The organism is Paenisporosarcina sp. (assembly GCF_049671445.1).
GTDB lineage: Bacteria > Bacillota > Bacilli > Bacillales_A > Planococcaceae > Paenisporosarcina.
Window position 1 is genome coordinate 55,188 of sequence record NZ_JBATUX010000023.1, and the last position, 26,983, is coordinate 82,170.

A 26,983-nucleotide genomic window follows, 5' to 3' on the forward strand; every position below is an offset into this window, starting at 1 on the left:
AAATCTGCTCATTTTAGAGGATTTCAATAACTTACGACGAATAAACTAGGATAAGAAATGATAAAAAAACAACTACTCACATAGAGTGGAGGAGGTGTTAAATTGGAAAAATTGCTGAAGTTGCCAGAACATCTATATCCAAGTGACTTTGATATCTATCTTTTCCATGAAGGAACACTGTACGAAAGTTATAAATTACTGGGGGCACATGTTTTTTCTGAAAATGGTTTTCAAGGAGTGCGCTTTGCCGTTTGGGCACCACATGCAAAACAAGTATCCGTCGTCGGTAATTTTAATCATTGGAATGGATACCAAAACCAAATGGAACGTATTGACCATTCAGGAATTTGGGTACTATTTGTTCCTGAGCTTTCCCACGGAGATATTTATAAATATGAGGTCACCGGACTGGATGGACACAAAGAATTAAAAGCAGATCCATATGCTTTTTATACGGAGCTACGTCCTGCTACAGCATCAGTCGTTTATAAATTAGATAACTATCATTGGCAAGATCATCAATGGATGGCTCAGCGAGTAAAAAAAGATATATACCACAAACCAATGATGATTTATGAAGTACACCTAGCTTCATGGAAACAAAAAGAAGATGGAGAATTTTATACGTATCAAGAACTTGCGGATGATTTAGTCGATTATGCAGTTGAGAACAACTTTACGCATATTGAATTAATGCCTGTGATGGAGCATCCGTTTGATGGCTCATGGGGTTACCAAATTACTGGATTTTATTCAGCAACGAGCCGATATGGAACACCTGAACAATTAATGTATTTCATTGACCAGTGCCATCAAAAAGGGCTTGGGGTAATTCTTGATTGGGTTCCTGCTCATTTTTGTAAGGATATCCAGGGTCTTGGTCGTTTCGATGGAACACCTCTATACGAATCAACAGATCCATTGCGTGCTGAGAGACCAATTTGGGGAACCTATAGCTTTGACTATAGTAAACCAGAAGTGGTTAGTTTCTTGATTTCTAATGCCATGTTTTGGATGGATGTTTACCATGTAGATGGATTCCGAGTCGATGCGGTTTCTTCGATTGTTTATTTAAATCATGATAATCCGCTTCCAGTAAAGTTAAAGAATCAGTATGGCGGAGAAGAAAATGTGGAAGCTGTTCAATTTCTAAAGAAGTTAAATGAAACCATTTTCAAAAAGTATCCGAACGCACTCATGTTCGCTGAGGAGGCCACTGATTGGCCGCTAGTAACCAGTCCAACAAGCCAGGGTGGTCTAGGGTTTAATTATAAATGGAACATGGGTTGGGCGAATGACGTACTAAAATATATGAAACTTGATGTGAGTGAACGTCCGAAGAACCATCAGTTATTAACCTTTTCATTTTTCTATGCATTCTCGGAAAATTATATTTTGCCATTCTCACATGACGAGATGGTCCATGGGAAACGGTCATTAGTTAATAAAATGCCAGGTAATTACTGGCAGAAATTTGCCAATTTACGTTTGTTGATGGGTTATTTATTCGTTCATCCAGGAAAAAAACTTTTATTTATGGGCAGTGAGTTTGGTCAGTTTGATGAATGGAAATTCAAAGATGAATTAGATTGGATGCTTTTAGATTTTGACTCGCATCGCAATTTCTTTCATTACTTCAAACAGTTAAATAGATTTTATCAAGAAACCAATTCACTTTGGCGTCTCGATCATGAGCAAGCGGGCTTCGAATGGATTGATGCGGACAATGCAAATCAAAGCGTCATTACGTTTATGAGAAAAGGTAAACGCAAAGGAGATTATTGTGTGATTGTTTGTAATTTCTCTGCAGATGTTTACCATAACTATCGAATTGGTGTTCCATCAAATGGAACCTATTTTGAAGCATTTACTAGTGATGCCTCTTCATTTGGTGGATCAAATCAGTTAAATAGCTCGGCAATTCAATCAACTAAAATGCCACACCATAACCAACCTTGCAGCATGGAAATTACTGTGCCGCCACTTGGTATTACGATTTTTAAGAAACAGACAAAAGCAAGACAGAAGGGAGTCATTGCACATGAAATCTAAAAAATGGGTAGCCATGCTCTTAGCAGGTGGCCAGGGTTCAAGACTCAGAGAATTAACAAGCGACTTAGCTAAACCCGCAGTGCCGTTTGGTGGGAAATATCGTATTATCGATTTCACATTAAGCAACTGTACACATTCGGGTATTGATACCGTAGGAGTACTCACTCAATATCGTCCGCATATTTTGAACTCTTATATTGGCAATGGTCGTCCGTGGGATCTTGACCGCAATAATGGAGGGGTTTCAATGCTACCACCGTATCAAGGGAAAGATGGGGGAGAATGGTACAAAGGAACAGCCAATGCCGTTTATCAAAACTTCCACTTCATCGATCATAATGATCCGGAATATGTACTTGTAATCTCAGGAGATCATATTTACAAAATGGATTATAATAAAATGCTTGAAAATCATATTGAAAAAGGTGCTCATGCCACCATTGCAGTTATTGAAGTGCCATGGGAAGAGGCAAACCGCTTCGGCATCATGAATACTAATGAAGCTGATCAAATCATTGAATTTGACGAAAAACCAAAGAATCCAAAAAGTAATTTGGCTTCAATGGGTGTATACCTCTTTAATTGGAAACATCTTAAAAAATATTTAACAGAAGACGAAAAAGATAGCAATTCGACTAATGACTTTGGGAAGGATATTATTCCAAAGATGCTGGAAGATGGGGCAAATTTGCAAGCGTATCGGTTTACAGGCTACTGGAAAGATGTTGGTACGATTGAAAGCCTATGGGAAGCTCATATGGATTTATTGGCAGAACCATCTGTTTTCGAACTTGGAGACCATAACTGGCAAATATACGCTGGGAATGCCAATCACCCTCCACAATTTATCTCTAAAGAGGCTAGTGTAAAACAATCATTAGTCAATGAAGGATGTTTAGTGTTTGGGAAGGTCGAACACTCGGTTCTTTCTTATAATGTTCAAGTTGGCAGCGGCACTATAGTAAAAGATTCTGTCATCATGCCAAACGTGAAAATCGGTAATAATGTCACGATTGAAAAAGCGATTATCGGCAGTGGAACGGTTTTCGAAGATGGTGCAGTCATCAAAGACTCTGAGCAAGGGCTTACTTTAATTGGTGAAAATCAGCGGATTTCTTCGGAAAGTGCTTTGTTGCAATCGTTATAAAGGGAGGTAACTTAAATGAGAAATGTATTAGGTGTAATTAATCTAGTAAATGAAAGACCCATATTAAAAGAACTGACTCACCATCGTTGCCTGGCTTCCGTACCTTTTGGCGGGCGCTACCGAATGATTGATTTTACGATGTCAAACTTTATGAATGTCTCTGTCAGTAAGGTTGCCATTTTTACAAAAGATAAATATCGATCACTCATGGACCATTTGGGTTCAGGGAAGGAATGGGATCTTGATCACCGTTCACAAGGACTATTTATTCTTCCTTCCATTCACCCTGATGAAAAAATCAAAGGAGATATACAGCAGTTCTATGATCATTTAGAATTTTTCCAGAGGGCAACTGCAGACACAGTTATCATTGCACCTGGGCATCATATTTGTAAAATTGACTTTAACGAAGTAATTAGAGAGCACGAAAACAATGAAGCTGATATTACAGTACTCTATAAGGATTTTGATGGGAAGCCTGTCAATAGACCACTTTATCATCAATTATCAGTGGATCCTAACGGTATAGTTCGAGATATTAACCTTTATACCTCACCTGCAAAAGGAGATCATATTTGTTTAGAAACTTATGTGATCAAAAAACAACTATTAATTGATCTAATAAAGAATTGTATTGAGTATGAAGAATATGATTTCTTGAAAGATGTTGTGAAAGCAAATCTTAAGGAACTCAATGTACAAGGCTATCACTTTACAGGTCATATGCCGTTTATTCATTCTCTTGAAACGTACCATGCTAGTAGTATGGAATTTCTTAACCCTGAAATTCTTCGCAATTATTTTTATGATTCATGGGAAGTATTTACGAAAATTAAGCATGAAGCACCTGCCGAATACGCAATGTCTTCAAATGTGTCTAATTCCTTAATTGCCAACGGATGTATCATTGAAGGTACAGTTGAAAATAGTATTATTTTCAGAGGGGTAAAAGTCAGAAAAGGTGCTATTGTAAAAAACAGTATCATTATGCAAAAGGGTGATATTGAAGAAGGAGCACAAGTCGAAAATATTATTACGGATAAACAAGTAATCATTACTAAGGATCAAGTCATTACCGCGAGAAAGAAGCCGACGGTAATTAAAAAAGAAGAAGTCGTTTAAAACTGGAGGGACACTAGCATGAATATTTTATTTGCAGCCTCAGAGTGCGTCCCATTTATAAAGACCGGGGGGCTAGGAGATGTTATTGGCGCCTTGCCTCAATCTTTACATGAAGAAGGGGTAAACGTTAGCGTGATACTCCCTAAATATGGTGATTTGCCACCTGAGTATCGTGAACAAATGCAATGGATTAAAAGTATAGAAGTTCCTGTAGGTTGGAGAAATCAGTTTTGTGGTATTGAAAAACTTCATTATCAAGGAATCACTATATACTTCCTTGATAATGAATATTATTTTAAGAGACATGGTAGCTATGGCTTTGAAGATGATGGGGAACGATTCGCTTTCTTTTCCCGTGCTGTTTTAGAGGCGTTGCCGTACTTAGAAGAAAGTCCCGAAATTATTCATTGTCATGATTGGCAAACTGGTTTAATTCCAGTGCTTCTGAAGGCTCATTATGTAAATCAGCCATTGTACAATGGAATCAAAACCGTGTTTACTATTCATAATTTACGCTATCAGGGTGTGTATCCTAAATCGGTACTTGCTGATTTACTAAATTTGAGTGATTTATATTTCCACATGGACGCATTAGAGTTCTATGGCAATATCAGTTATTTAAAAGGAGGACTAGCCTTTGCTGATTGTGTGACCACAGTGAGTGCTACATACGCGTCAGAAATACAGACACCCTATTACGGGGAAGGGCTCGATGGATTTCTGCGGAAAAAGGGTTCTACCCTTCGTGGAATCGTAAACGGCATTGATAATGACTCCTATGATCCAACGCGAGACGAATTGATTTCCCTTCCATTTGATAGTCAAAAAGGCAAGGCAAAGAATAAAACGAATCTCCAAGAAACACTCGGATTACCTGTAAACGCAGACATCCCGATCATTTCAATGGTAACCAGATTAGTTGATCAAAAGGGAATTGATTTAATTCTCCATGTCTTTCATGAAATAATTGGCTTGGATGTCCAATTCGTATTATTAGGCACTGGTGATTCGCAGTACGAAGATTCGTTTAGATACTTTGCTGAATACTACCAGAATAATGTTTCAGTAAACCTATATTTTGATGAATCCTTAGCTAGAAAAATTTATGCAGGATCTGATCTTTTCTTGATGCCATCACAATTCGAACCGTGTGGCATTGGACAGCTGATATCTCTTCGTTACGGGACGCTACCACTCGTTCGTGAAACAGGAGGATTAAAGGATACTGTTGTTCCTTATAATGAATATACTGGTGAAGGAAATGGCTTTAGCTTTGCTAATTATAATGCCTATGAAATGCTCTATACGATTGAGCGAGCAGTAGCACTTTATCGCTCTCAACCCGATGAATGGGGAGCGTTGGTAAAGAATGCAATGGAGCTTGATTTTAGTTGGACATCATCGTCGCAACAATATTTGAAAATCTATAAAGATCTCTTAAATAGACGTTAAAATAAATTAAAGACCATTTTCCGACTTATTCGGAAAATGGTTTTTTTGATGTTTTTCAATGGGAATAAGGAACTTTTCCGTATATCTTGAATTCTAAAGCAAAGTGATGGTTTAAATGTTGAGTATTATCCCTAAACTAAGTAGAAAATGGGGTGATATCATGGAATCTTTCAGTAAACTATCGGTCTATGTCAAAGAATTATTTCATGACTCTTCCGATTTAATCGTCCGAGAAATCGATTGGTCAGGTGACGAAGCAATCCTTTGTCAGTTTTCATCAATGATGGATCACGGGGTAATAAGTGAGCAACTTAAAATGATTCAAGAAAGGCAGAAAGAAGAACTACCCAATTGGGGAGAAACACCAAGTTCTTCAGTTGAAGCATTTCATCCTGGAAAATTAGTGGAGTATGTTTGCAATGGAGAATCTGTCATTATTCTTGTGAAATCAAATCTACTATTACGAATCAACTTGCCGCGTACACCTTATAGGGCTCCAATGGAACCATCAAGTGAACAAATCGTTCAAGGTTCACATGATGGTTTTGTAGAAAGCATGGATGTCAACATTTCATTGATTCGCAGAAAGTTAACCATTCCGAATTTAGTCGTACGCAAAGTAGTGGTAAGTAGTTTTTCTAAAAGTCCAATATGTTATTTATATATAGAATCCAAAGTGGACCAAGTAACTTTAAATGAATTGGATAATCGATTAAGAAAAATCGATACTGAGTATCTAATTGGTTCTGGTCATCTAGCCGATTTCCTTGAAGATACCGTTTGGTCACCTTTTCCACAACTGATGACAACTGAGCGCCCAGATAAAGTCGTATCAAACCTAATGGAAGGAAAAGTAGTTATTTTGGTTGATCAGTCGCCTACAGCGTTAATTGGTCCCATCACGTTTTTTTCATTTTACCAATCGCCAGATGATTTTAATGGTCGGGTTCTCGTGGGATCTTTCTATAGGTTATTACGTATTTTCAGTTTTTTAACGGCAATTTTTTTGCCAGCATTTTATATTGCTATTGTTAGTTTCCATTTTGAAGTCCTACCTTTGGAGCTGAGCAAAACGGTAAAAACCTCTGTGAACGAAATTCCTTATCCACCATTTATAGAAGCATTAATATTAGAAATAACCATTGAACTTATACGGGAAGCCAGTATTCGACTTCCGAGTCCCATTGGTCAAACCATTGGTATTGTTGGTGGTTTAGTAATTGGAGATGCGATTGTCAGTGCAGGGTTAGTGTCGAATATGATGGTCATCGTCGTTGCCCTCACAGCTATTTCAAGTTTTGTAATTCCTTCTATAGAAATGAATACAACCATTCGTTTGCTAAGGTATCCATTTATGCTAGCTGCTTCTATGTTTGGTTTCTTTGGTATTGCGATTGGCACGATCCTTCTTTTCATTCATTTAATTAATTTAAGATCTCTTAATCAGCCTTACTTTTATCCAGTAGTTCCTTTTAAACCACTCGTCTTTAAAGAAATCTTTTTACGTTTACCGTTTACCAAACCACATGTACAAGCATCATCTTTTGTGCCAGAAAAAACGGTTAAGGAACGTGGAGAGGAAAAAACATGACTTTTTCTATTTCAAAAAATCAATTTTTCCTCGGATTATTTATTATACAAACTGGCTCAATGTTTTTATCATTTCAATCACCTTTAATTGACGTTGTTGGACGTGATGCATGGATTGTTTTTCTTGCTTGCTGTGTTTTGCAGTTCATTCAATTTTATTTATATGAAAAATTTCATACGTATTTTAAAGTAAATCAATTTTTGCAATGGATGTATTCAGCTTACTGGTTACTTCTTGTTGTTACTTTTCTTGCTTTTATACAAAAATCGCTTAGCGTATGGGCGTTCCCATTGACCCCACCATATGTGATTATTGGGGCAGTCGTTCTGATTTCTTTCTATGCAAATATCAGTAGACCGGAATCAGTAATGAATTTAGGTGTTATGCTACTCCCACTATTTCCGTTAATTTTTATTTTTTTAGCATTGGCAATACCAGACTTAGTGTGGACCAATTTATTTCCGATGGGAAACATTTCTTTACAAGAATGGGGTGTAGGTTTAAAAGAAGCGAAGTCTGCATTTATTGGGACTGAAATATATCTATTTTATCGAGGCTTCGTATTGCAATCAGAAAAAGTAAATGTGAAGTCCATCCTCAAATATATTTTAGTAATCAGTGGTTTTTATTTATTTACGGTTGTCTTTATATTACTTTTCTTTGCATTGGATGAAATTAAGATTATTCCTGAACCACTAGTATATATATTGAAATCTCAGGAAGTCACATTTATTGAGCGTTTAGATCTTTTCTTCATTTTCATTTGGATGACATGGAGCATTATTACTGTAGTGTACCTGATATTTACAATTAGTCTGTTTCTTAAAAGAAAGACCGCCAAATCAGTAACGATAAAAAAAGTGATTCTTCATTTGCTACTCTTCGGTCTGCCTTTAATAATTATTGCTAGGGATTTATTTATGATTTCACGCGATCTACTTATTTATGGACATTTTTTATTTTCGATCATTATTCCATTCTTCGTTATTGTGATTAATAAGTGGAGGGATAAGCATGAAAAAAAAGCTTAGTATTGTTTTTTGTGTATTTATGCTGAGTGGATGTTGGGATGAACGCCAATACAAAGACTTTGCAGTCGTTTCGATGGTTGGGCACGAAGGAAAGATTGGAGAGCTGACATCTTATTTCAGCGTCCCTACGATAAAAGAAGGGGTAACGACTTCTGAGGTTGTAAAAGGAGAAGGCAAATCAACACGCGAAACCCGAAACGATGCTGATTTAAATTCTAATCAATCAATTGATGTTTCCAAATTATCGGTTCTTTTATATTCAGAAGAGACGGCAAAAACTGATTTGTATGAATATCTGGATGTTTATTTTCGAAATGCCCGAAATCAATTAAGCACATATATTGCTATTACAGAAGGGAGTCCCGAGCCTTTTATTGTATTAGGGAACGAATTACAGGATGAAGCGGGTTCATATTATAAAAAATTCATTGAAAGCTTAGCAATTGCTTCTATTTATCCAGAAACCGACCTCCAAACGGTTTGCACTATACTTTTTGATAATGGAATCGATCTTACATTGCCATATTTAACAATGGATAAAGAAGCAAGTACCCAGAAATTAAAAGGTATCGCTCTGTTTAATGGCAGAGAATATACAGGGGCTTTTTTAACAATTGACCAAGCTAGAATGTTGTCTGTTATGAAGGATGATATGGGGAAGAATGCTAATTTCGTATTTACCTACAAAGAAACCCCTGTAACAGCTGTAATCAGAGATATCAAGAAAAAATGGGATTTGAGTAAAATGGATGAAAATAAAATAACTCTTTCTTATGAATTAAAAGTCGATGTTCAGGAATATGCCAAAGACCATATAGCTCTAGATGAGGGAAGAAAAGAAATAGAAAAATTTCTATCTAAACAACTTCAAGAAGAAGCAGTAAAGTTAGTTGAAGTCCTTCAAGAAGCAAAAAGTGATCCTATTGGAATTGGTCGGAGGGTTCGAGCGTTCCATCCAGCGACATGGGAAAAAGGCGATTGGAATGAAACATTCAGTGAAATTAAAATAAAAACTGATATGCAAGTAGAAGTCAAACGCACTGGGATTTTAAAGTAGGCTAAAAAAGACAAGACACAATCTTTATTGGACTGTGTCTTGTTTTTTTCGTTGTATACGAATGAGTCTTGCTGATAACGTAATAGCACCTACAGTTAAACCTACTATCAAGCCAATCCAGTATCCAAAAGGCCCGAAATCAGTGTACTTGGATAAAAGGTAGCCTACAGGTAAACCAATGACCCAGTAAGAAATAATCGCCATGATGAATGTGACATTGACATCTTTATAGCCTCTTAAAGACCCTTGTACAGGTGCTTGAATTGCATCTGACAACTGGAATAGTGCAGCAAATACGAAGAACTGAATCGTTAACTGAATGACCGTTTCATCTGCTGTATATAAAGTGGCGATCTGTTCTCTGAAGAAAAATAAAATACACGAAGAGAAGAAGCTGATGATTATAGCTGTTCCAACACTCAACCAGCTATAAGTTCGTGCATCTTTATAGCGCTTCGCTCCAACTTCATAGCCAACTAAGACAGTGGCGCCAATCGAAATACTTAATGGAATCATGTACAGTAACGAAGTGAAGTTTAATGCGATTTGATGAGCAGAAATGACAGCAGTACTATATGTGCTCATCATGAGTGTAACGGCAGAAAAAATACTCGTTTCAGCAAAAATTGATAAACCGATGGGAACTCCTATAAAGCTAATATCCCGCCACTTTGAAAATTGAACGCTTGTCCAATCCTTAAAAAGTTCATATTGCTGAAATGGTTGAAGATTATGAGCAACACCTACAGCAATTAAAAAGATTAACCAATATGTAATCGCTGAAGCATAACCTGCCCCCGCACCACCGAGTTCTGGAAAACCAAAATTACCGAATATGAGCAAATAATTGAAGAAAATATTAATAGGTGCAGATAGTAACGTAATGATCATGGTGATTCTTGTTTTACCTAATGCGTCCATATAAGATCGTATAACTGTATAAGCAAATAAAGGAATAATACCGATGATCATCGCCAACACATATGATCTTGCAATACTTTCAACCCGTGGTTCTAATGTCATCATCTGCAGAATCGGTTCTATAGCAATGAATAAAACGATAATAATTATGGCGGAAAGGGCTAGGGATAAAAATAGTCCTTGTTGAACAATAATCTTCACTTCATGCTTTTTTTTGGCTCCTATTAATTGGGCAACAATAGGAGTGATTCCAAGAAGGATTCCTGCTAAGCCGGTATATATAGGTACCCATAAAGAAGAACCAACTGCAACTCCAGCCAAATCCTCGCTGCCATATCGACTGGCCATTAATATATCGAAAAATGAAACTAAATATAAGGCAACTTGTGTGACTAAAATCGGAAAAACAATTTTAAGCATGAGCGACCATTTTTCTTTAAGTTGTGTTGTTTCATGCATATGGGATCACCCTAATTTCTACAAATTTTCCCTCAGTATAGCACATTTAATACAGGCAAATAGAATGTGTATGTTATCGGAATTTTCATTAATAAAAAACTAACCTATTGAGGTGTTTTGCAGATGACGTTCATGTTAAGTCTGGAAATAGTGTATATTATGTAAAGGATAAGTTTAATTAATAAATGGTACGAAAACAACTTCGAATTCGAAAGTAATGAATGCGTTGAAGATAGGAGATTTACATATGAAGAAAAAAACAATTGTATTAACAGGTGGAGGAACTGCAGGCCACGTGTCGCTTAACCAAGCAATTATTCCGACATTAGAAAAACAATCTTTCGAAATTCATTACATTGGATCAAAAGATGGAATTGAATTGGAATTAATTCGAGATGCTTTTCCTCATATAAAGTACCATGCCATTTCAAGTGGTAAGTTAAGACGATATGCTTCTGTTAAAAACTTTACTGATCCTCTAAGAGTAGCGAAAGGTTTACTTGAAGCGTTATTAATAATAAAAAAAGTAAAGCCATCGGTCATTTTTTCAAAGGGTGGATTCGTATCTGTTCCAGTTGTGATGGCAGGGAAGTTATCTGGTATTCCTGTTGTTATTCATGAATCAGACGTTACACCAGGTCTTGCAAATAAACTAGCCATGCCATTCGCACATCATATATTTAGCGTTTTTCCAGAAACGTTAAAACACTTGCCTTCAGATAAATCTAGTTGTTCAGGATCAATCATTCGTTCTGAGCTTTTTGAAGGACGGAAAGTAGTGGGTCTTCGCTTATGTGGCTATAGTGGGTTAAAACCAGTCCTTTTGATTATGGGAGGGAGCCAAGGCTCAGCTGTCATCAATGAAGCCATCCGTAGTAACCTGACAAATCTCCTGAAATTATATGACATCATTCACTTATGTGGAAAAGGAAAAGTTGATGAGACTTTACAAGCTGTATCAGGTTATAAACAATTTGAATATGTCACAACAGAATTACCTGATTTACTACATGCATCAAATGTAATTGTCTCTCGAGCTGGCTCAAATTCAATTTTTGAATTTTTAGCTTTACGCAAGCCGATGCTCTTAATCCCTTTGTCTAAGCTACAAAGTCGAGGAGATCAATTATTAAATGCTAAAATTTTTGAAAAACAAGGATGGGCTTCAGTACTTGAAGAAGAAGAAGTTACGCCAACAACTTTTTTAACCACATTAAAAGATTTATCCAAACGAGCAGATCATATGCAACTCTTAATGGAAAACTCGGAACTTCCGAAAACACCAGATGAGATGGTGAGATTAATAACCTCTTATGCTAAATGAAAAATACCGCCTTCACAAGAATCTGTGTAGGCGGTATTTTCTTTACATTGCTTGCTCTTCCTCTTCTGTAAATCGCGAAGCTGCTGTTGATAAGTAGAATAAATCTTTAGGTATTTGATAAAGCTCATATTGATGTTCGCCAGCATTAATTTCTTCAAATAAGGTTGGATGTGAGTCTTTTGCATTCATGGTATAAGCTAATTTTTCTGTAGCTCGGATTGACTTTTCATTATGTTTCTTAATTCGTAAAAACACGGTATTGATCTCATGTTGATAAAAAAGTTCTTCTAAGAACAGGTTTTTAGCTTTTAGATTATAGCCTTTACCTTGAAAAGGTTGACCAATCCAAGTCCCTAAAAAACCAGCTTGATCTTGAATATCATATAAATTTATGGTGCCAATTGGCATACCGTAATCATCAGTAATCGTGCGCGAAATAACTTCTCCGCGTTCTTCTTCTTCCATTAACTGTTTCGTCATAAACAAAAATTCTTCAGCTGAAGTTGCTTTTTGACGCACGAAAGGGAAGACAGATGGGTGAGATAAGTACTCGAATAAGTGACCGCATTCTTGTAACTCACGTCTTTTTATCATTAATAACGCCTCCGTAACGGGGCAGAGATATAGACCTAGGTCTGGCTCTAGCCCCTCGAAATTTTTCATTTTGTAGTGCATAAAAAATTCCGGGGTGGGAATCGAACCCACTAGAACCAGTCGCAATGCTGGTGGCGCACCATTTGCCTTCCCTCACGATTTATGGTGAATAAATCGTTTATAAAATTGTTTGCATATTTACTATACTAATTTTTTTTCAAAATGCAAACAAAAATTATCGTGAAATTTGTGTAAGTTTTGTTACAAATTAAAGACACGATTTTCAATGAATAGTTGTAACCGTTTTCGATAAGATTTATCATGAAAAGATAAAGTTATTAGGGGGATTATAATGATTATCGAATTTCATAAAGTTCACGGTTCTGGCAACTCGTTTTATCTGCACGAAGAACTGCCTAACATGACATATAATTGGCCTTTAACTGCACAAGAAATGTGCGACCCTTCTAATGAAAATGGAGCAGATGGGTTATTAATTATTTCAAAATCTACTAAAGCTGATGCTAAAATGCGTGTTTACAATGCGGATGGTTCAGAAGCTTCTATGTGTGGTAATGGCTTAAGATGTGTAGCAAGATATGTCTTAACAAAACTAGGGCAAACTAAAGCTACAATTGAGACAATGAAAGCCGTATTAACTGTACAAGAAGTTGATCCAATGTTTAAGAGTATGCAAACATATGCAGTTGAAATTTCGCCGGTATCGTTCGACTTAACCTCTTTGCCTATGACGTATGCTAATAACGATCGTGTCATGAATGAGGTAATACCCGAATTTGCAGCAGATATTCATTTTACTGCAGTGTCCGTACCAAATCCTCACTTAATTGGCATTGTTCCAATTAAGTATATTGAAGAATCACAGTTTCAAGAACAGCTTTCCTCATCTTTTAATAGAGAAAATGATTACTTTCCGGATGGTGTAAATGTTAGTTTTGTTCATCCTGTAGATGAGTCAAGTATTTTCGTTAGAACGTTTGAAAGAGGAGTAGGTTTCACTAATGCATGTGGTACTGCAATGACTGCTTCCGCACTAGTTTCTGCAATTATTAAACTGGTTCCGTTTGGCGAAGTGACCGTTTACAATCCAGGCGGTTTTGTAAAGTGCATAATTGAACAAAGTAATGACAAGGTTCATTTATCACTAATTGGCAATGCAACGTTTTTCGCCACACATTCAGGAGAACTATCAATAGATGGAGAATTTTTCTGTAATTCTATCAATCTTCACGAAAATGAAATTGAAGAATATAAAGAATTAGAAAAACAAGCTCAACAACGTATTAAAGATGGATGGTCTCGCAACTAGAGGAGTTGAAATTAGATGGAACATTTTTTCACTCAAGCACAATTTGATTTACTATATGAGGATACGCCAGATTTGGTGTTCTTTTTACTGCAAAAAGAACACTCATTTGAGTATATTTTTATTAATCAAAGTGCAAGACTCATCTTTAAAAAGAATCCGATACACTCTACTTTGCAGGAAATGGTATCGCCCACACATGCAAAAGAAATTCATGAACATTACATAAAAGCGATTGAAGATAATAAGTTAGTGACCTTTCAAGATTTCTTTTTGTTTTCTGATGTTGAATTAGTAAATGAAACAACAGTAAAACCTATACACACTGACCAAGGAATATATATACTGGCCATTACAAAAGAAGTATCCTCTCAAAAAGAAATTGAGGAAAAATATTTATTCATGCAATCATTACTAAACATGACAGTAGATCCAACAATCGTCGTTACTAAGGATGGGAAGATCTTCGACATGAATCCCAAATTTGAAGAGATTTTTGGCTACAATTTGAAAGAGTGGCGCGGAAAACATTATTTAAACTTACCCATTGTGCCTTCGAAAGAGCGGAACCAAGTTGAACATCATTTTGAAACAAATTTACAAGGCACAGGCAAATCGTCTGTTCTCGTAAAGAGAATAAAATCGACAGGTGACGATGGTACATTTCTAGTCAGTTATTCTCCTATAAAGAAAAATGGAGAAACTGTTGCTATGTATATTTTGCTTCAAGAAGTTACAGATGAAGTCGAGCTTAAAGAAAGTCTTCGAAACACTAGACACATTTTGGAAAGTTATAAACGTGCCATTAGTAAAGCTGCTATGGTACTAATGACAGATTCCAAAGGCGTCATCGTATATGCTAACGATTTATTTGAAGAAATTACTGGTTTTCTAAATCATGAAATGATGGGTCAACATATTAGCACATTACAAGTGGACCATTACAATGATTTCAATATAAAGCGTATGTGGAGAGACGTGATGAAAGATAAAATGTGGCGTGGTGAGCTTAAAAATCGAGCGAGCAATGGTACATTTTACTGGGGAGATACAACGATTATTCCGCTATACAATGAATTACAAAACATTGAGAACGTTCTTGTTATTCAATTTGATATTACTGAAAAGAAGAATGTGATGATAGATTTACAATCAATCGAAAAAACATTTAATTTGATAACTGAAAATACGAATGACTTAATCTCAATTACGGACGAGCGTGGATGTATTTTATATACATCTCCATCTCATGAAAGAATACTTGGGTTTTCAGATGAAGAAATAGCTAATAAACAATTTAGTAGTATGCTCGCTAATGAGTATCGTGATTACTGGGAAAATGATGTTTCAAAGCGAGTTAATGAAACTGACGAAATTCGCTTAGAATTACAATATTGCAGGAAAAATAAAGAGAAGCTGTGGACCGAAACGTCGATTATGGCAGTTAAAGACCGTGAACGCCCTGGGGAACTGCAACATGTTATAGTTTCGAGAGAAATAACCGAACGAAAAAAGCTAGAACAGCATCTTAGCTTTATGGCATATCACGATAGCTTAACAAATCTGCCAAATCGAAGTTATTTATTAAAAGAGTTTCATCAATTTGTTTCGCTTGCTAAATCAAGTGATTCGACAATAGGCATTCTTTTCCTTGATGGAGACGATTTTAAATCAGTTAATGACTCATTTGGACATGATGTTGGGGATGAATTTATTCGGATGTTCGGCAAAGCACTTTTGGCTAGTGTTCGACCCGATGATTTAGTTTCACGCATAGGTGGAGATGAATTCGTCATCTTACTAACCCATTTGTCTAATGAACCACAAATGAGAAACGAAGAAATAAACCTAATAATAAAGAACATCCAAACGACTTTGCTTAAAGGATGGACTATTAAAGAAAACATTTTCACTCCAACTACATCGATTGGTATATCTTTTTATCCTGATCACGGGAGCACGATTGACGAATTAATGGAAAAAGCAGACGTAGCGTTATATGAAGTAAAACGTATGGGGAAAAATCAACACCTTATTTATTTACAATGAACTATTGAAAGCCGTTCCCGTAATTGGAGCGGTTTTTTTGAAAATAAGGAAGAAGGTGAAGGAATGGGTAATCGCATATTACTTGTGGAAGATGAAAAAAACATTGCTCGCTTTATCGAACTAGAGTTACGTCATGAAGGGTTCGATGTCGTTCATCATATATCTGGAAGAGGTGGATTTGAAGCAGCAAAATCCCTGGAATTTGATGTGGTTTTATTGGATGTAATGTTACCAGAGTTGAATGGAATTGAAGTATGTCGTAGAATCCGCTCATTCTCTCAAATCCCCATATTATTAATTACAGCCAGAGATGCAGTAATGGACAGAGTTGCAGGTCTTGATGCAGGTGCTGACGATTATATAGTTAAACCATTTGCTATCGAAGAGTTGCTAGCTAGAATAAGATCCGTCTTAAGAAGAACAAGTAAAGTAACTGAAGAAACCTCAGTTTTAGAATTTAAGAAGATTACGATTGATACGACTGCACACCGTGTCGAAGTTAGCCAGATAGGCATAGATTTAACCAAAACTGAATATGATTTACTTGTTTACTTAATTCAACAGAAAAATCGAGTGGTCACAAGGGACTTGATTCTAGAAAACGTATGGGGCTATTTAGCTGACATCGAAACGAATGTGGTAGATGTCTATATTCGTCATCTGCGGTCAAAGCTACCACAAGAAGCAGCAAGTTACATAGAAACGGTAAGAGGAGTCGGGTATGTGATGCGAGAATGACTAGGATGAAACGGTGGAAACACTCTATTGCATCACAATCATTGAAAAAGAAATGGGCTATAAGTTCTGGTGCCGTCATTTTCATGAGCTTTGCAGTGATGAGTATCATTTTATATATCGCATTAAAAGGATGGTTGTATCAACAAGAAGAACAAGAAGTAAATCGAACTATGCATGACTTAACTAGTTTTTTCGAATCACAAGGTCCTTATTTAACTGTCCAAGATATTCAATCAAATAAAGGATTAATGACATCAATAGTAGATAAAGACCAAACGGTTCGTTTATTAAATTCTGATGGTATTGAGTTACTACAAATCAACAATACATCTACTTTTCCTGCATTTGATAACATTGACTTACCAGACAATGGATATTCGCTAGATACGGACAAATCTTCTTCAATTTCAGCGATAGGTAATATACAACTTGGGGAATTTATTGGGTATGTACAGCTAGAGCACCCATTAAAAGGCTTCCAATCCATGATGACTTATATTATTACTGCCATGTTGATGTTTAGCGTGTGTTCTTTGTTATTATCAGGATGGATTGGGTACATGCTGGCAACATACTTATTAAGACCTCTTCAAAACCTTAAATCATCCATGGATGATGTTGCAGCACATGGATTTGAAAAAGACTTAGCAATTGCCTATGATGCCAAAGATGAAGTTGGTGAACTTATTGCCGTGTATGAAACTATGATGCGGAAGTTAAAGTCATCGTTTGAACAGCAACAGCAATTTATGGCTGATGCATCACATGAATTACGCACCCCCATCCAAGTGGTGGAAGGTCATCTTGCGTTGTTAAATAGATGGGGAAAAGATGATCCTGTTATTTTGAAAGAGTCATTGGAAATATCCTTACGTGAAGTTAATCAAATGAAAACATTAATAGACGAAATGCTCGAATTAGCACGCGGAGAACAAATGAAAGAACGTCCACCAACGAATATAGTGAAGCTCACCAAGGATGTAATAGAAGAAATCATGCAAGTTCACCCGTTCGTGAATATTAATCATGTTCTGCCTGTACAAGAAGTAATTAATGTTCATATTACATCAAACGCCTACCAACAAATTATTCGTAATATCTTAACAAATGCGATTAGATATAGTAAAGAACCTGCACATGTTTCTATTTCGTACGAAAGTAAACTCGAGGAAATCATCGTTCATATACAGGACCAAGGGATTGGAATTTCTCCATCAGACGTTTCGAAAATTTTCGATCGTTTTTATCGTGTTGATTCAGCACGTTCACGAGACTTAGGTGGAAGTGGGTTAGGTTTGAGCATTGTGAAATTACTTATGGAAAATGTTGGGGGTTCAATTATTGTGCAGAGTGAAAAAGATAAAGGTTCAACTTTTTCAATGGTTTTCCCACTTACTAAATGAATATTCCTTGTCTAAAATACGAGTTATTTCGACATTAAGAAAAAGTTTGCTTAATTTACTGAAAAGCATTGTATTTTCTAGGGATAAGAGTAAGATTGAAATGGAAAAAAAATTCTGTATTTCCTCATGCTTGATTCCTTTGATATCAAGTTATAACGTGATAAAATAGTACAGTATGTATAAAAAGAAATAGGAAATGCCGCTTGGCAAAAGTTGGAGGGTTTTCTAAATGTTGAAAAACGGGACACCGAACGGGTCACCATGGGCTAAATTATCAGGTCCAAACTTAGGTTATGTATTAGAAATGTACGATGTTTATTTGGAATCGCCTGAATCTGTAGATGCGGATTTAGTCGAATTGTTTAAAGAATATGGCGCACCAACAGTGTCTGAAGACGCTGTCGATTTTTCTGCAGCTAATCAAGTAGATTCAAATAACTTTGGGAAAGTATTAGCAGCTGTTCAATTAGCTGACGCAATTCGAGCTCATGGTCATTTAGCTGCGGATATTTATCCATTAAATGATCGTCCAAAAGATTCTTCTCGATTGGATCCTTCTTCATATGGATTATCAGAAGCTGATCTTGTAGAGATTCCAGCTTCTTTATTAATGAAAAATGCGCCTAGTCATATTCAAAATGGTTCACAAGCAATCGAGTATTTGAAATCATTTTATACTGATAAGATTGCATATGAGTTTGCTCATATTATTAATTCACAGGAACGTCAATGGATTCAGTCTAAAATTGAATCATCTTCTATGAAAGTTGAATTATCGGTAGAAGAGCGTAAAGCTTTACTTGAACGGTTATCTGAAATTGAAGGTTTTGAGAAATTCATTCACCGTACATTCGTAGGTGCAAAACGCTTTTCAATTGAAGGATTAGATACATTAGTCGTATTACTTGATGAATTAGTTCGTCAATCGGAAAAACAACATACTAAGCAAATATTAATTGGTATGGCACATCGTGGACGTTTAAATGTCTTAACACACATTATTAATAAACCGTATGACATGATGTTTGCAGATTTTGCACATGTTCCTAACGAGTCATTTTTACCAAAAGATGATTCCTTAGAAATTACTACAGGATGGTTCGGCGATGTGAAGTATCACATGGGAGCTACACATACAGCTAAATCTGGTTTGAAAGTAAAACTAGCTTATAACCCTTCTCACTTAGAAGTAGTTAGTCCAGTTGTTGTAGGGCAAACTCGTGCCGCTCAAGAGGTTACAACAAAAACAGGTGTTGCTGCTCAGGATCAAAAAGCTGCATATTCTGTATTAATTCATGGGGATGCTGCTTTCCCAGGTCAAGGGATTGTTACTGAAACATTAAACTATAGTCGTGTACGTGGATATCAAACAGGTGGTTCTATTCATGTCATCGCAAATAATATGATTGGTTTTACAACAGAATATTATGATTCTCGTTCGACACATTACTCTTCTGACCCTGCTAAAGGATTCGAAGTACCTGTAGTCCATGTAAATGCTGATGATGTTGAAGCGGTAATCGCAGTGGCTAGATTAGCATTTGAATACCGTGAAAAATTTGGTAAAGACATCTTGATAGATTTAATTGGTTATCGTCGTTTTGGTCACAATGAAATGGATGAGCCGTTAGTAACAAATCCAACTATGTATCACGCAATACATAAACACCCAACGGTACGTGAACTTTATGGTAAACAATTAGTATCGGAAAAAGTTGTTGAAGATGCAGAAGTGAAAAAACTTCAAGCTGACATTCAAAAAACGATGCAAGATGCCTTTGATCGTGTAAGAGAAGTTCCTGAAGCGGAACATAAAGATATTGTCATTCCAGAAGTTGTATTGAATGGTTATCCAGAAGTTCCAACTGGTGTGAAAGAAGAAGCACTAGTGAAGATGAATGCTGAGTTATTATCATGGCCATCTGAGTTTTCGGCATTTAAGAAACTTGAAAAGATTCTTAAGCGTCGTGAAGAACCTTTTAATGGTAAAGGGAAAATTGATTGGGCACATGCAGAAACATTAGCACTAGGTTCAATATTACAAGATGGAAATCCTATTCGTATGACTGGTCAAGATGCACAACGTGGGACATTTGCCCATAGACATCTTGTGTTGCATGATGAAAAAACTGGGGCGGAGCTTGTTCCACTTCATCATATTTCAGATGCGAACGCATCATTCGTTGTCTATAATAGCCCATTAACAGAAGCTGCTGTTTTAGGCTATGAATTTGGGTATAACTTAGAAAATGAAAAAGCGTTAGTTATTTGGGAAGCTCAATATGGAGACTTTGCAAATATGGCTCAAGTTATGTTTGATCAGTTTATCTCTGCTAGCCGAGCAAAATGGGGTCAAAAATCCGGATTAGTGATGTTACTTCCACACGCTTATGAAGGTCAAGGACCGGAGCATTCAAGTGCTCGTTTAGAAAGATACTTGCAAATGGCAGGAGAAAATAACTGGACAGTTGCGAATCTTTCAAGTGCAGCAAACTATTTCCATATTTTACGTCGTCAAGCTAAAATGCTTGGTGAAGAAACAATGAGACCATTAATTATCGTTTCACCAAAATCATTACTACGTCATCCACTTGTTGGCGCTGAAGTAGCTGATTTAGCATCAGGTCAATTTGAAACGGTTCTAGAGCAACCTGGTTTAGGCAATCAAACTGAAAAAGTGGAACGCATTTTACTAGCTAGTGGAAAAATGGCAATTGATTTAGCCGATAAAGTAAAAGATGGTAAAGGTTTTGATCATCTTCACATAGTTCGAGTTGAGCAATTGTATCCATTCCCTTCTGAAAAAATTCAAGCGATAGTTGAACGTTTCCCAAATGCGAAAGAAATTGCATGGGTACAAGAAGAACCACAAAATATGGGTTCTTGGACTTTTGCAGATCCATATTTACGTGATTTAGCAGGAGCGAAGAGTGTTAGATATATTGGACGTGTTAAGCGTTCAAGTCCGGCTGAAGGCGATGGCGAAGCTCACAAAACTGAGCAATCTCGCATTATAGAAGAAGCAGTTTCACTTTAAAGACCGATTTGATTAGAGGAGGAAAATATAGTGGCAGAAATTAAAGTACCTGAATTAGCAGAATCGATTACAGAAGGAACAATTGCACAATGGTTAAAACAAGTAGGGGATTCAGTTGAAAAAGGTGAATTCATCGTTGAACTTGAAACAGATAAAGTTAACGTTGAAGTAATCTCTGAAGAAGCAGGAGTAGTCCAAGAACTTCTTTTTGCTGAAGGCGATACGGTTGAAGTTGGGCAAGTAATTGCTGTAGTTGGAGAAGGTTCAGGTAGCGGTGATACAACTAAGAATCCAGTTGAAGCAGACCCTGCTGAATCGGATGCACCTGTTAAGAATGTAGAAAAACCAGCATCTGAAAAAGCTACACCAGCACCAGCACCTGTTGCTAAAGAAGAAACATCTTCTACAGAGCGTACAATTGCAAGTCCTGCAGCTCGTAAATTAGCTCGTGAAAAAGGCATTGATTTAAGTGCGATTTCTACAGTTGATCCAATGGGGCGCGTACGTGTTCAAGACGTTGAATCTCATTCAAATGCACCAAAGCAAACACCAGCAACAGCACCAGCTGCGGCTAAAGCTTCTGCTGCACCAAAAGAAGATGATGGTCGAGTAACTCGTGAAAAAATGTCTCGTCGTCGTCAAACAATTGCAAAACGTTTATTAGAAGTAAAACAATCTACAGCTATGTTAACTACTTTTAATGAAATCGATATGACAAATGTTATGGCTTTACGTGCTCGTAAGAAAGATAAATTCTTTGAAGATCATGATGTTCGTTTAGGATTTATGTCTTTCTTCACAAAAGCAGTTACATCTGCTTTGAAAAAATATCCTTATGTGAACGCAGAACTTGAAGGAGACGAAGTTCTTCTTAAACAGTTCTACGATATCGGTATCGCAGTTTCTACTGAAGAAGGTTTAGTTGTGCCAATCGTTCGTGATACAGACCGTAAAAACTTTGCTGAAATTGAAGCAAATATCGGTGAGTTAGCGAAAAAAGCACGCGACAAAAAACTTCAAATTTCTGATATGACTGGTGGATCATTTACAATTACAAATGGTGGTGTATTCGGTTCTCTTATGTCTACTCCAATTTTAAATGGTACTCAAGTAGGTATTCTTGGAATGCACACAATCCAAAAACGTCCGATTGCCGTTGGTAACGAAGTTCAAATTCGCCCAATGATGTATGTGGCTCTTTCTTATGACCACCGCGTAATTGACGGAAAAGATTCAGTTGGATTCTTAAAAACTGTAAAAGAATTGATTGAAAACCCTGAAGATTTATTATTAGAATCATAAGATATAGAATTCAGCTTCGCATCCGCGGAGCTGTTTTTTTGGTTGAACATAAATTCTGATTGTTCTATGCCAGAATCATCAATGTATAAGGCTTGGGCACGCTAGCCGCACATCCCTTGCCAAGTATGGCATTCACAAAAGTTGCTAGTCTCACGTACACTCTAATTGTACCCTTTTGTTTGTTTCGAAATTAATTATAGTTAATACCTTAACTATTTAAAAAGTAGCGATGTGATATTGTCACATCGCTACTTTTTTAGATGGAATTTGAATGGCGAGTAGTAGGATAATTTCATTATTACCTCCAACTAAATTACTTCTTTGAATAAGATCTTTCTCAACTTTTTATCACAACAAGTAAATTTTAATTCATTTGGAAGGGAACTGGTTATTTATGTTAATATAAATATGAAATAATTTGGAAATATTTGAATTAGTAAATGATTTGAATACATTACATCTGAATTCTGACACTTTACCCTTGTTTTGCAATGCTAAGCTGCAGGAACTTTGGTTGCTCTATTCAATTTATGTTGCAATGACTATTTTTTCAACAGTTGTATGGTCATTAAGAGTAGCTCCAGAACAACTAGATAAAATGATCGAACGGATATCTGTAGTTTTGGAGGATCATAAAAATTTTGAATTATTAATACCCACTTGGTACAAACCAGAAATCTTATTTATATAAAGGTTTTTCAAGTAATTTTTATAAAACGATCTATTTTTGCGGTAGGAGAAATCTATTTTTTGTTGGCTAATTAATCTATAGAGATGGAAGATTTGTTATTCCGCAATTAGAACGAGTAAACCACAAAGAATATATAACAGAATAAGCGTTATGGGTCGTTTGTGGTGAAGTGAAAGTGAGGTAAATGAAGTGAATGAACAATTACGAGAAAAGGTGAAGGAAATAGTAGGTGAAATAAATAAAGTTATTGTTCTGGATGAACAAGGCTGTACTTCTGAAGTACGTCAACTTATTACAGATGGTGATTCTTACTTATTAAAAAGTTCGTTTAAGAAAAAGTATCGAAATTGGTTAAAGTCAGAAGCTAATGTTTTGGATAACCTTAATAACCAAAATTTAATCCAAGTTCCTACTTTTTTTGGTTTTATCGAGGACAATGGTAGTAGTCACTTAATCATGTCATTTGAGAATGGAATCACGTTAACTACTGCTTTGAAAAACGCTGAAACAACATCAGAAAAGAAAGTGTTAATTAAGAGCTTTGGACATTTTCTTAATCAACTCCATACAACAAAAATAATCGAATCTCTTAATCACAAAAATAATTGGCTAGATCAGCAGTTGGTTAAAGCTACGAGTTATGTGGATAGAGGAGAAACAGATGGAAGTCTTGAACTATTAGAGAAAATACAGTCAAATAAACCTATACCAGTGCAGCAAACGATGATTCATGGAGATTGTACAACGAACAATGTCCTTGTTGTGGATGGAGAAGTGCGACTATTTATTGATGTATCTGGAATGACAGTTGGTGATCCCCGTTATGATGAATCGTTGGCGATAAGAAGTTTTATAACTAATGAAGAATACATAAAAGCTTTTTATCAGGGTTATAAACGTAATACGATATCTAAAGGAGAATTTGAATACTTTGATGAAGGTCTATATGAATTTTTCTAGTTAATACGCATATTGCTTGCTTATTATTTGAACGGAAAAATAGATAGGTTTTAGTAAAAACTTCTCAATATAGGTTAATGAAGGAGGAGGGGGCTTTGAGTTCAAAATTAAAATCTTTATTTGGAATGATCATAATCAGCATATTGTTAGGCGCAATGGGCTGCTCAAAAGATGCTCCAGAAGATATAGTTTCAGAAATGCCTGAAGACTTTAACTTTAGACTGACTTACGGTACTTATGGAAAACAAAAAATAGACACTTTTTCTAATATTGTTGTGAAGGACCTTGTAGAAGACGGTGCGATTGAAGCTAACATAGCATTTACTACAGAAGAAATGAAACACATTTATACCGAGATGATGAAGGTAAATATCATGGGTGAATTAGTAGTTGAAAATGAAAACGAAAAAGAATGTGACTTTAGTACACCATCTGTTACTATTTGGAATATTCAAATGGATGGTAAGACTAATTCCATTTCTACGAAGAATTATTGTGATGGTTATCCAGAGGATGCATTGAAGTTAGTTAGACTTGCAGAAAGTATTCATGACATTCTAATAAATAAAGAAGAATACAAAGATTTACCAGAATCTAAAGGTTATTATGAATAACGTTTAAGGAGAGATAACCAATGGATTTAGGCACTCCAATAGCAATAGGAAATACAGCAAAAATCTATCTACACAAAAATACGATTGTCAAAGTATTTAATGACTATTTGCCATCCACGGAATCTTCATATGAAGCAAATAAGCAAAAATATGCCTATTCTTGTGGACTTTCTGTACCTAAAATACTGGATGTAACGAAAATAGATGGAAAACAAGCGATAATAATGGAATATATTAAGGGGAAGACAATAGGTGAAAAACTATCCGAAAACATGGAACGAGCAGAATATTACTTGAATATTTCCGTTGAAATACAACAAAAGATTCATATGATTGTCGCGGATGATCTTGAACCCATGTCTGAAAAATTAAGTCGTCAAATTAAATCAGCACATAACTTGGATGAAAAACAAAAGTCTGCTTTATTAAAAAGATTGGATAAAATGTCTTTTGAGAACAGGCTCTGTCATGGAGATTTTCATATGTTTAACCTGATTATGACCGATAACAAAGTGACTATTATTGATTGGGTTGATTCCAGTGCAGGTGATATACATGCCGACATATATCGCACGTATCTTTTGTATTCACAGCTATCAGTAAAATTAGCCGATATGTACTTGCGTCTTTATTGTGAGAAAAGCGGTTTGTCAAAAGACGATGTTTTTCAATGGGGTCCGATTATAGCTGGTGCCCGATTGTCTGAAAGTATCTCATCGGAAAAATCTGAACATCTTATCGAGATAGTAAATCATTACTGTCAGTTATAACGAACAATAGAGTATTATTTTTGAAAATGAAATTTAAATTTTCTTACTTGATTTTAAAACTGTTTAGAATTAATTAGATTAATGGTTATTTTAAATCTTGAAAAGATGACTGCTTTAGAAGCATACTAAAATTTTTTCACTCCTAAGGAAACTTCATTTGACGTAGCATTGTTGATAATCTTTTAACGCTTGCTTATACTAGAGGAAGATAAAGAATTGAGGAGATGAATTATGTTACATAACGTTTGGAAAGATGCACCTACAATTAAGACTGTGACTTGTAAACATACTGATGCTTCAAAGTTTTCGGTGGCAAATGTACTTACTGTTGGTAAAACATACGAAGTGAAGAATGAAACAGAAGAATTCATTTTTATACTAGATAACACTGGTCACATTGGTGGCTTTTATAAAGAATATTTCGAATAGCCGATGACTCTTCATCGGTTTTTTTATTGGAGGGATTAACTTTGAATGTACAATCAATCATTGACCAGTCACAAGACAACAGAACATCTAGATCGCATACAGATGACCATACAGCATTAATTGGACGTGGCGGCTATGTATCACCATTAGAAAACTTGTGGAATGACATTTTGCTAAGTGTAGTGTTGCAAAAGAATGTCTTACTTAAAGGACCTTCGGGCTCGGGTAAAACGAAATTGGCAGAATCAATATCTTCTTTCTTCAATCAACCGATGCACAGTATTAATTGTTCAGTTGATTTAGATGCAGAAGCCCTTCTCGGATTTAAAACGTTGATTCAAGAGAACGGCCAAACAGCTATCGATTTTGTCGAAGGGCCAGTCATTCAAGCAATGAGGCACGGTCATATTTTATATATTGATGAAATTAATATGGCGAAGCCTGAAACTTTACCGATTCTACATAGTGTTCTTGATCATCGCCGGATGCTGACAAACCCTTATACAGGAGAAGTGTTAAGAGCGCATGAAGACTTTACGGTCGTTGCTGCGATAAATGAAGGTTATGTTGGGACTTCTCCGTTAAATGAAGCATTAAAAAATCGCTTTATATCATTTTCCATTCCATATCTAACAGGAGAGCCTCTTCGTGCATTATTCGAACGTGAATACCCAGAAGCTTCACCCATATTAATAAAAACCATGCTTAATCTAGCAGAAGACATGTTCGTTCAAGTTCAAAATGGCTTACTAAGTGAAGAAGCTGCATCGATTCGAAGTTTACTTGATGCGACAGAGTTAGCTCAATATATAGATCCTAGACGAGCAATTCGGTATGCAATTGCTGAAAAATTAGAAGACGATAGTGAAAAAGAATTGGTCATGGAACTGGCGAATACTTGGATTAAGTGAGG

Annotated in this window: 21 protein-coding genes and 1 pseudogene; 20 read left to right on the forward strand and 2 right to left on the reverse strand. The window is 36.1% G+C overall.

The window, feature by feature from the left end; translation table 11 throughout:
* Window positions 1–102 precede the first annotated feature (102 nt).
* The 7 genes from glgB to WBG45_RS03650 all read left to right on the forward strand — a co-directional run bounded on the left by glgB (window position 103) and on the right by WBG45_RS03650 (window position 9,452).
* Window positions 103–2,052, forward strand: a complete 1,950-nt coding sequence (glgB, locus tag WBG45_RS03620) for a 1,4-alpha-glucan branching protein GlgB (RefSeq protein WP_424412424.1) — start codon at window positions 103–105, stop codon at window positions 2,050–2,052.
* Window positions 2,042–3,199 carry a glucose-1-phosphate adenylyltransferase gene (locus tag WBG45_RS03625; RefSeq protein WP_424412425.1) on the forward strand — a complete coding sequence of 386 codons (1,158 nt, stop codon included), beginning with the start codon at window positions 2,042–2,044 and terminating at the stop codon, window positions 3,197–3,199. Before glgB ends, WBG45_RS03625 begins: the two co-directional genes overlap by 11 nt.
* A 15-nt stretch (window positions 3,200–3,214) precedes the next feature.
* Window positions 3,215–4,321 (forward strand): glucose-1-phosphate adenylyltransferase subunit GlgD, encoded by a 1,107-nt coding sequence (glgD, locus tag WBG45_RS03630; protein ID WP_424412426.1) that lies wholly within the window; start codon window positions 3,215–3,217, stop codon window positions 4,319–4,321.
* Between the two features lie 18 nt (window positions 4,322–4,339).
* Window positions 4,340–5,773: a glycogen synthase GlgA gene (gene glgA / locus WBG45_RS03635; RefSeq protein ID WP_424412427.1), complete on the forward strand. Its 1,434-nt coding sequence runs from the start codon at window positions 4,340–4,342 to the stop codon at window positions 5,771–5,773.
* Window positions 5,774–5,933: 160 nt separating this feature from the next.
* Window positions 5,934–7,364, forward strand: a complete 1,431-nt coding sequence (locus WBG45_RS03640) for a spore germination protein (protein ID WP_424412428.1) — start codon at window positions 5,934–5,936, stop codon at window positions 7,362–7,364.
* Window positions 7,361–8,395, forward strand: a complete 1,035-nt coding sequence (locus tag WBG45_RS03645) for a GerAB/ArcD/ProY family transporter (RefSeq protein WP_424412429.1) — start codon at window positions 7,361–7,363, stop codon at window positions 8,393–8,395. Before WBG45_RS03640 ends, WBG45_RS03645 begins: the two co-directional genes overlap by 4 nt.
* On the forward strand, window positions 8,379–9,452 hold the full coding sequence (locus tag WBG45_RS03650; protein ID WP_424412430.1) for a Ger(x)C family spore germination protein: 1,074 nt from the start codon (window positions 8,379–8,381) through the stop codon (window positions 9,450–9,452). Before WBG45_RS03645 ends, WBG45_RS03650 begins: the two co-directional genes overlap by 17 nt.
* Before the next feature lie 24 nt (window positions 9,453–9,476).
* Here WBG45_RS03650 and WBG45_RS03655 read toward each other — a convergent pair whose 3' ends face one another.
* Window positions 9,477–10,832, reverse strand: a complete 1,356-nt coding sequence (locus tag WBG45_RS03655) for an MATE family efflux transporter (RefSeq protein WP_424412431.1) — start codon at window positions 10,830–10,832, stop codon at window positions 9,477–9,479.
* Window positions 10,833–11,079: 247 nt separating this feature from the next.
* Here WBG45_RS03655 and WBG45_RS03660 point away from each other — a divergent pair, with 247 nt between their 5' ends.
* Window positions 11,080–12,156 (forward strand): undecaprenyldiphospho-muramoylpentapeptide beta-N-acetylglucosaminyltransferase, encoded by a 1,077-nt coding sequence (locus WBG45_RS03660; RefSeq protein ID WP_424412432.1) that lies wholly within the window; start codon window positions 11,080–11,082, stop codon window positions 12,154–12,156.
* A 42-nt stretch (window positions 12,157–12,198) separates the two neighbouring features.
* Here the strand turns inward: WBG45_RS03660 and WBG45_RS03665 are convergent, their stop codons facing one another.
* The gene (locus WBG45_RS03665; protein WP_424412433.1) at window positions 12,199–12,750 is read right to left on the reverse strand and encodes a GNAT family N-acetyltransferase; all 552 of its coding nucleotides are present in this window, start codon (window positions 12,748–12,750) and stop codon (window positions 12,199–12,201) included.
* A gap of 352 nt (window positions 12,751–13,102) precedes the next feature.
* On the opposite strand from WBG45_RS03665, the gene dapF reads away from it, so the two are divergent.
* From dapF to WBG45_RS03725, 12 genes and pseudogenes are all read left to right on the forward strand, one after another.
* Complete coding sequence (dapF, locus tag WBG45_RS03670; RefSeq protein ID WP_424412434.1) at window positions 13,103–14,080, forward strand: diaminopimelate epimerase; 978 nt, start codon at window positions 13,103–13,105, stop codon at window positions 14,078–14,080.
* Window positions 14,081–14,095: 15 nt separating this feature from the next.
* Window positions 14,096–16,126 carry a PAS domain S-box protein gene (locus WBG45_RS03675; RefSeq protein ID WP_424412435.1) on the forward strand — a complete coding sequence of 677 codons (2,031 nt, stop codon included), beginning with the start codon at window positions 14,096–14,098 and terminating at the stop codon, window positions 16,124–16,126.
* A 63-nt stretch (window positions 16,127–16,189) separates the two neighbouring features.
* Window positions 16,190–16,864 (forward strand): response regulator transcription factor, encoded by a 675-nt coding sequence (locus WBG45_RS03680; protein WP_424412436.1) that lies wholly within the window; start codon window positions 16,190–16,192, stop codon window positions 16,862–16,864.
* 5 nt (window positions 16,865–16,869) lie between these two features.
* Window positions 16,870–18,267 (forward strand): HAMP domain-containing sensor histidine kinase, encoded by a 1,398-nt coding sequence (locus WBG45_RS03685; RefSeq protein ID WP_424412437.1) that lies wholly within the window; start codon window positions 16,870–16,872, stop codon window positions 18,265–18,267.
* 229 nt (window positions 18,268–18,496) lie between these two features.
* Window positions 18,497–21,304, forward strand: coding sequence for a 2-oxoglutarate dehydrogenase E1 component (locus WBG45_RS03690; RefSeq protein ID WP_424412438.1), 2,808 nt, complete (start codon window positions 18,497–18,499; stop codon window positions 21,302–21,304).
* A gap of 30 nt (window positions 21,305–21,334) precedes the next feature.
* Complete coding sequence (gene odhB, locus WBG45_RS03695) at window positions 21,335–22,606, forward strand: 2-oxoglutarate dehydrogenase complex dihydrolipoyllysine-residue succinyltransferase (protein WP_424412439.1); 1,272 nt, start codon at window positions 21,335–21,337, stop codon at window positions 22,604–22,606.
* A 502-nt stretch (window positions 22,607–23,108) separates the two neighbouring features.
* A pseudogene (locus WBG45_RS03700) lies at window positions 23,109–23,297 on the forward strand (aminoglycoside phosphotransferase family protein); the annotation flags it as partial.
* 189 nt (window positions 23,298–23,486) lie between these two features.
* Window positions 23,487–24,257, forward strand: coding sequence for a phosphotransferase (locus WBG45_RS03705; RefSeq protein WP_424412440.1), 771 nt, complete (start codon window positions 23,487–23,489; stop codon window positions 24,255–24,257).
* A 95-nt stretch (window positions 24,258–24,352) separates the two neighbouring features.
* Window positions 24,353–24,871, forward strand: a complete 519-nt coding sequence (locus WBG45_RS03710) for a hypothetical protein (RefSeq protein WP_424412441.1) — start codon at window positions 24,353–24,355, stop codon at window positions 24,869–24,871.
* Between the two features lie 20 nt (window positions 24,872–24,891).
* A complete protein-coding gene (locus WBG45_RS03715) occupies window positions 24,892–25,641 on the forward strand; it encodes an aminoglycoside phosphotransferase family protein (RefSeq protein WP_424412442.1) in 750 nt (249 codons plus the stop codon).
* 231 nt (window positions 25,642–25,872) lie between these two features.
* A complete protein-coding gene (locus WBG45_RS03720; protein WP_424412443.1) occupies window positions 25,873–26,070 on the forward strand; it encodes a DUF6501 family protein in 198 nt (65 codons plus the stop codon).
* A gap of 41 nt (window positions 26,071–26,111) precedes the next feature.
* Window positions 26,112–26,981 carry an AAA family ATPase gene (locus WBG45_RS03725; protein ID WP_424412444.1) on the forward strand — a complete coding sequence of 290 codons (870 nt, stop codon included), beginning with the start codon at window positions 26,112–26,114 and terminating at the stop codon, window positions 26,979–26,981.
* Window positions 26,982–26,983 lie beyond the last annotated feature (2 nt).

What these genes read in the sequence shown, in the direction of transcription:
- WBG45_RS03685 (WP_424412437.1), top strand. Translation starts at nt 16,870, where the DNA reads ATGAAACGGTGGAAACACTCTATTGCATCACAATCATTGAAAAAGAAA.
- WBG45_RS03660 (WP_424412432.1), top strand. Translation starts at nt 11,080, where the DNA reads ATGAAGAAAAAAACAATTGTATTAACAGGTGGAGGAACTGCAGGCCAC.
- WBG45_RS03680 (WP_424412436.1), top strand. Translation starts at nt 16,190, where the DNA reads ATGGGTAATCGCATATTACTTGTGGAAGATGAAAAAAACATTGCTCGC.
- WBG45_RS03640 (WP_424412428.1), top strand. Translation starts at nt 5,934, where the DNA reads ATGGAATCTTTCAGTAAACTATCGGTCTATGTCAAAGAATTATTTCAT.
- WBG45_RS03665 (WP_424412433.1), bottom strand. Translation starts at nt 12,750, where the DNA reads ATGATAAAAAGACGTGAGTTACAAGAATGCGGTCACTTATTCGAGTAC.
- WBG45_RS03645 (WP_424412429.1), top strand. Translation starts at nt 7,361, where the DNA reads ATGACTTTTTCTATTTCAAAAAATCAATTTTTCCTCGGATTATTTATT.
- WBG45_RS03690 (WP_424412438.1), top strand. Translation starts at nt 18,497, where the DNA reads ATGTTGAAAAACGGGACACCGAACGGGTCACCATGGGCTAAATTATCA.
- WBG45_RS03675 (WP_424412435.1), top strand. Translation starts at nt 14,096, where the DNA reads ATGGAACATTTTTTCACTCAAGCACAATTTGATTTACTATATGAGGAT.
- glgA (WP_424412427.1), top strand. Translation starts at nt 4,340, where the DNA reads ATGAATATTTTATTTGCAGCCTCAGAGTGCGTCCCATTTATAAAGACC.
- WBG45_RS03720 (WP_424412443.1), top strand. Translation starts at nt 25,873, where the DNA reads ATGTTACATAACGTTTGGAAAGATGCACCTACAATTAAGACTGTGACT.
- WBG45_RS03655 (WP_424412431.1), bottom strand. Translation starts at nt 10,832, where the DNA reads ATGCATGAAACAACACAACTTAAAGAAAAATGGTCGCTCATGCTTAAA.
- WBG45_RS03650 (WP_424412430.1), top strand. Translation starts at nt 8,379, where the DNA reads ATGAAAAAAAAGCTTAGTATTGTTTTTTGTGTATTTATGCTGAGTGGA.
- WBG45_RS03715 (WP_424412442.1), top strand. Translation starts at nt 24,892, where the DNA reads ATGGATTTAGGCACTCCAATAGCAATAGGAAATACAGCAAAAATCTAT.
- WBG45_RS03625 (WP_424412425.1), top strand. Translation starts at nt 2,042, where the DNA reads ATGAAATCTAAAAAATGGGTAGCCATGCTCTTAGCAGGTGGCCAGGGT.
- dapF (WP_424412434.1), top strand. Translation starts at nt 13,103, where the DNA reads ATGATTATCGAATTTCATAAAGTTCACGGTTCTGGCAACTCGTTTTAT.
- glgD (WP_424412426.1), top strand. Translation starts at nt 3,215, where the DNA reads ATGAGAAATGTATTAGGTGTAATTAATCTAGTAAATGAAAGACCCATA.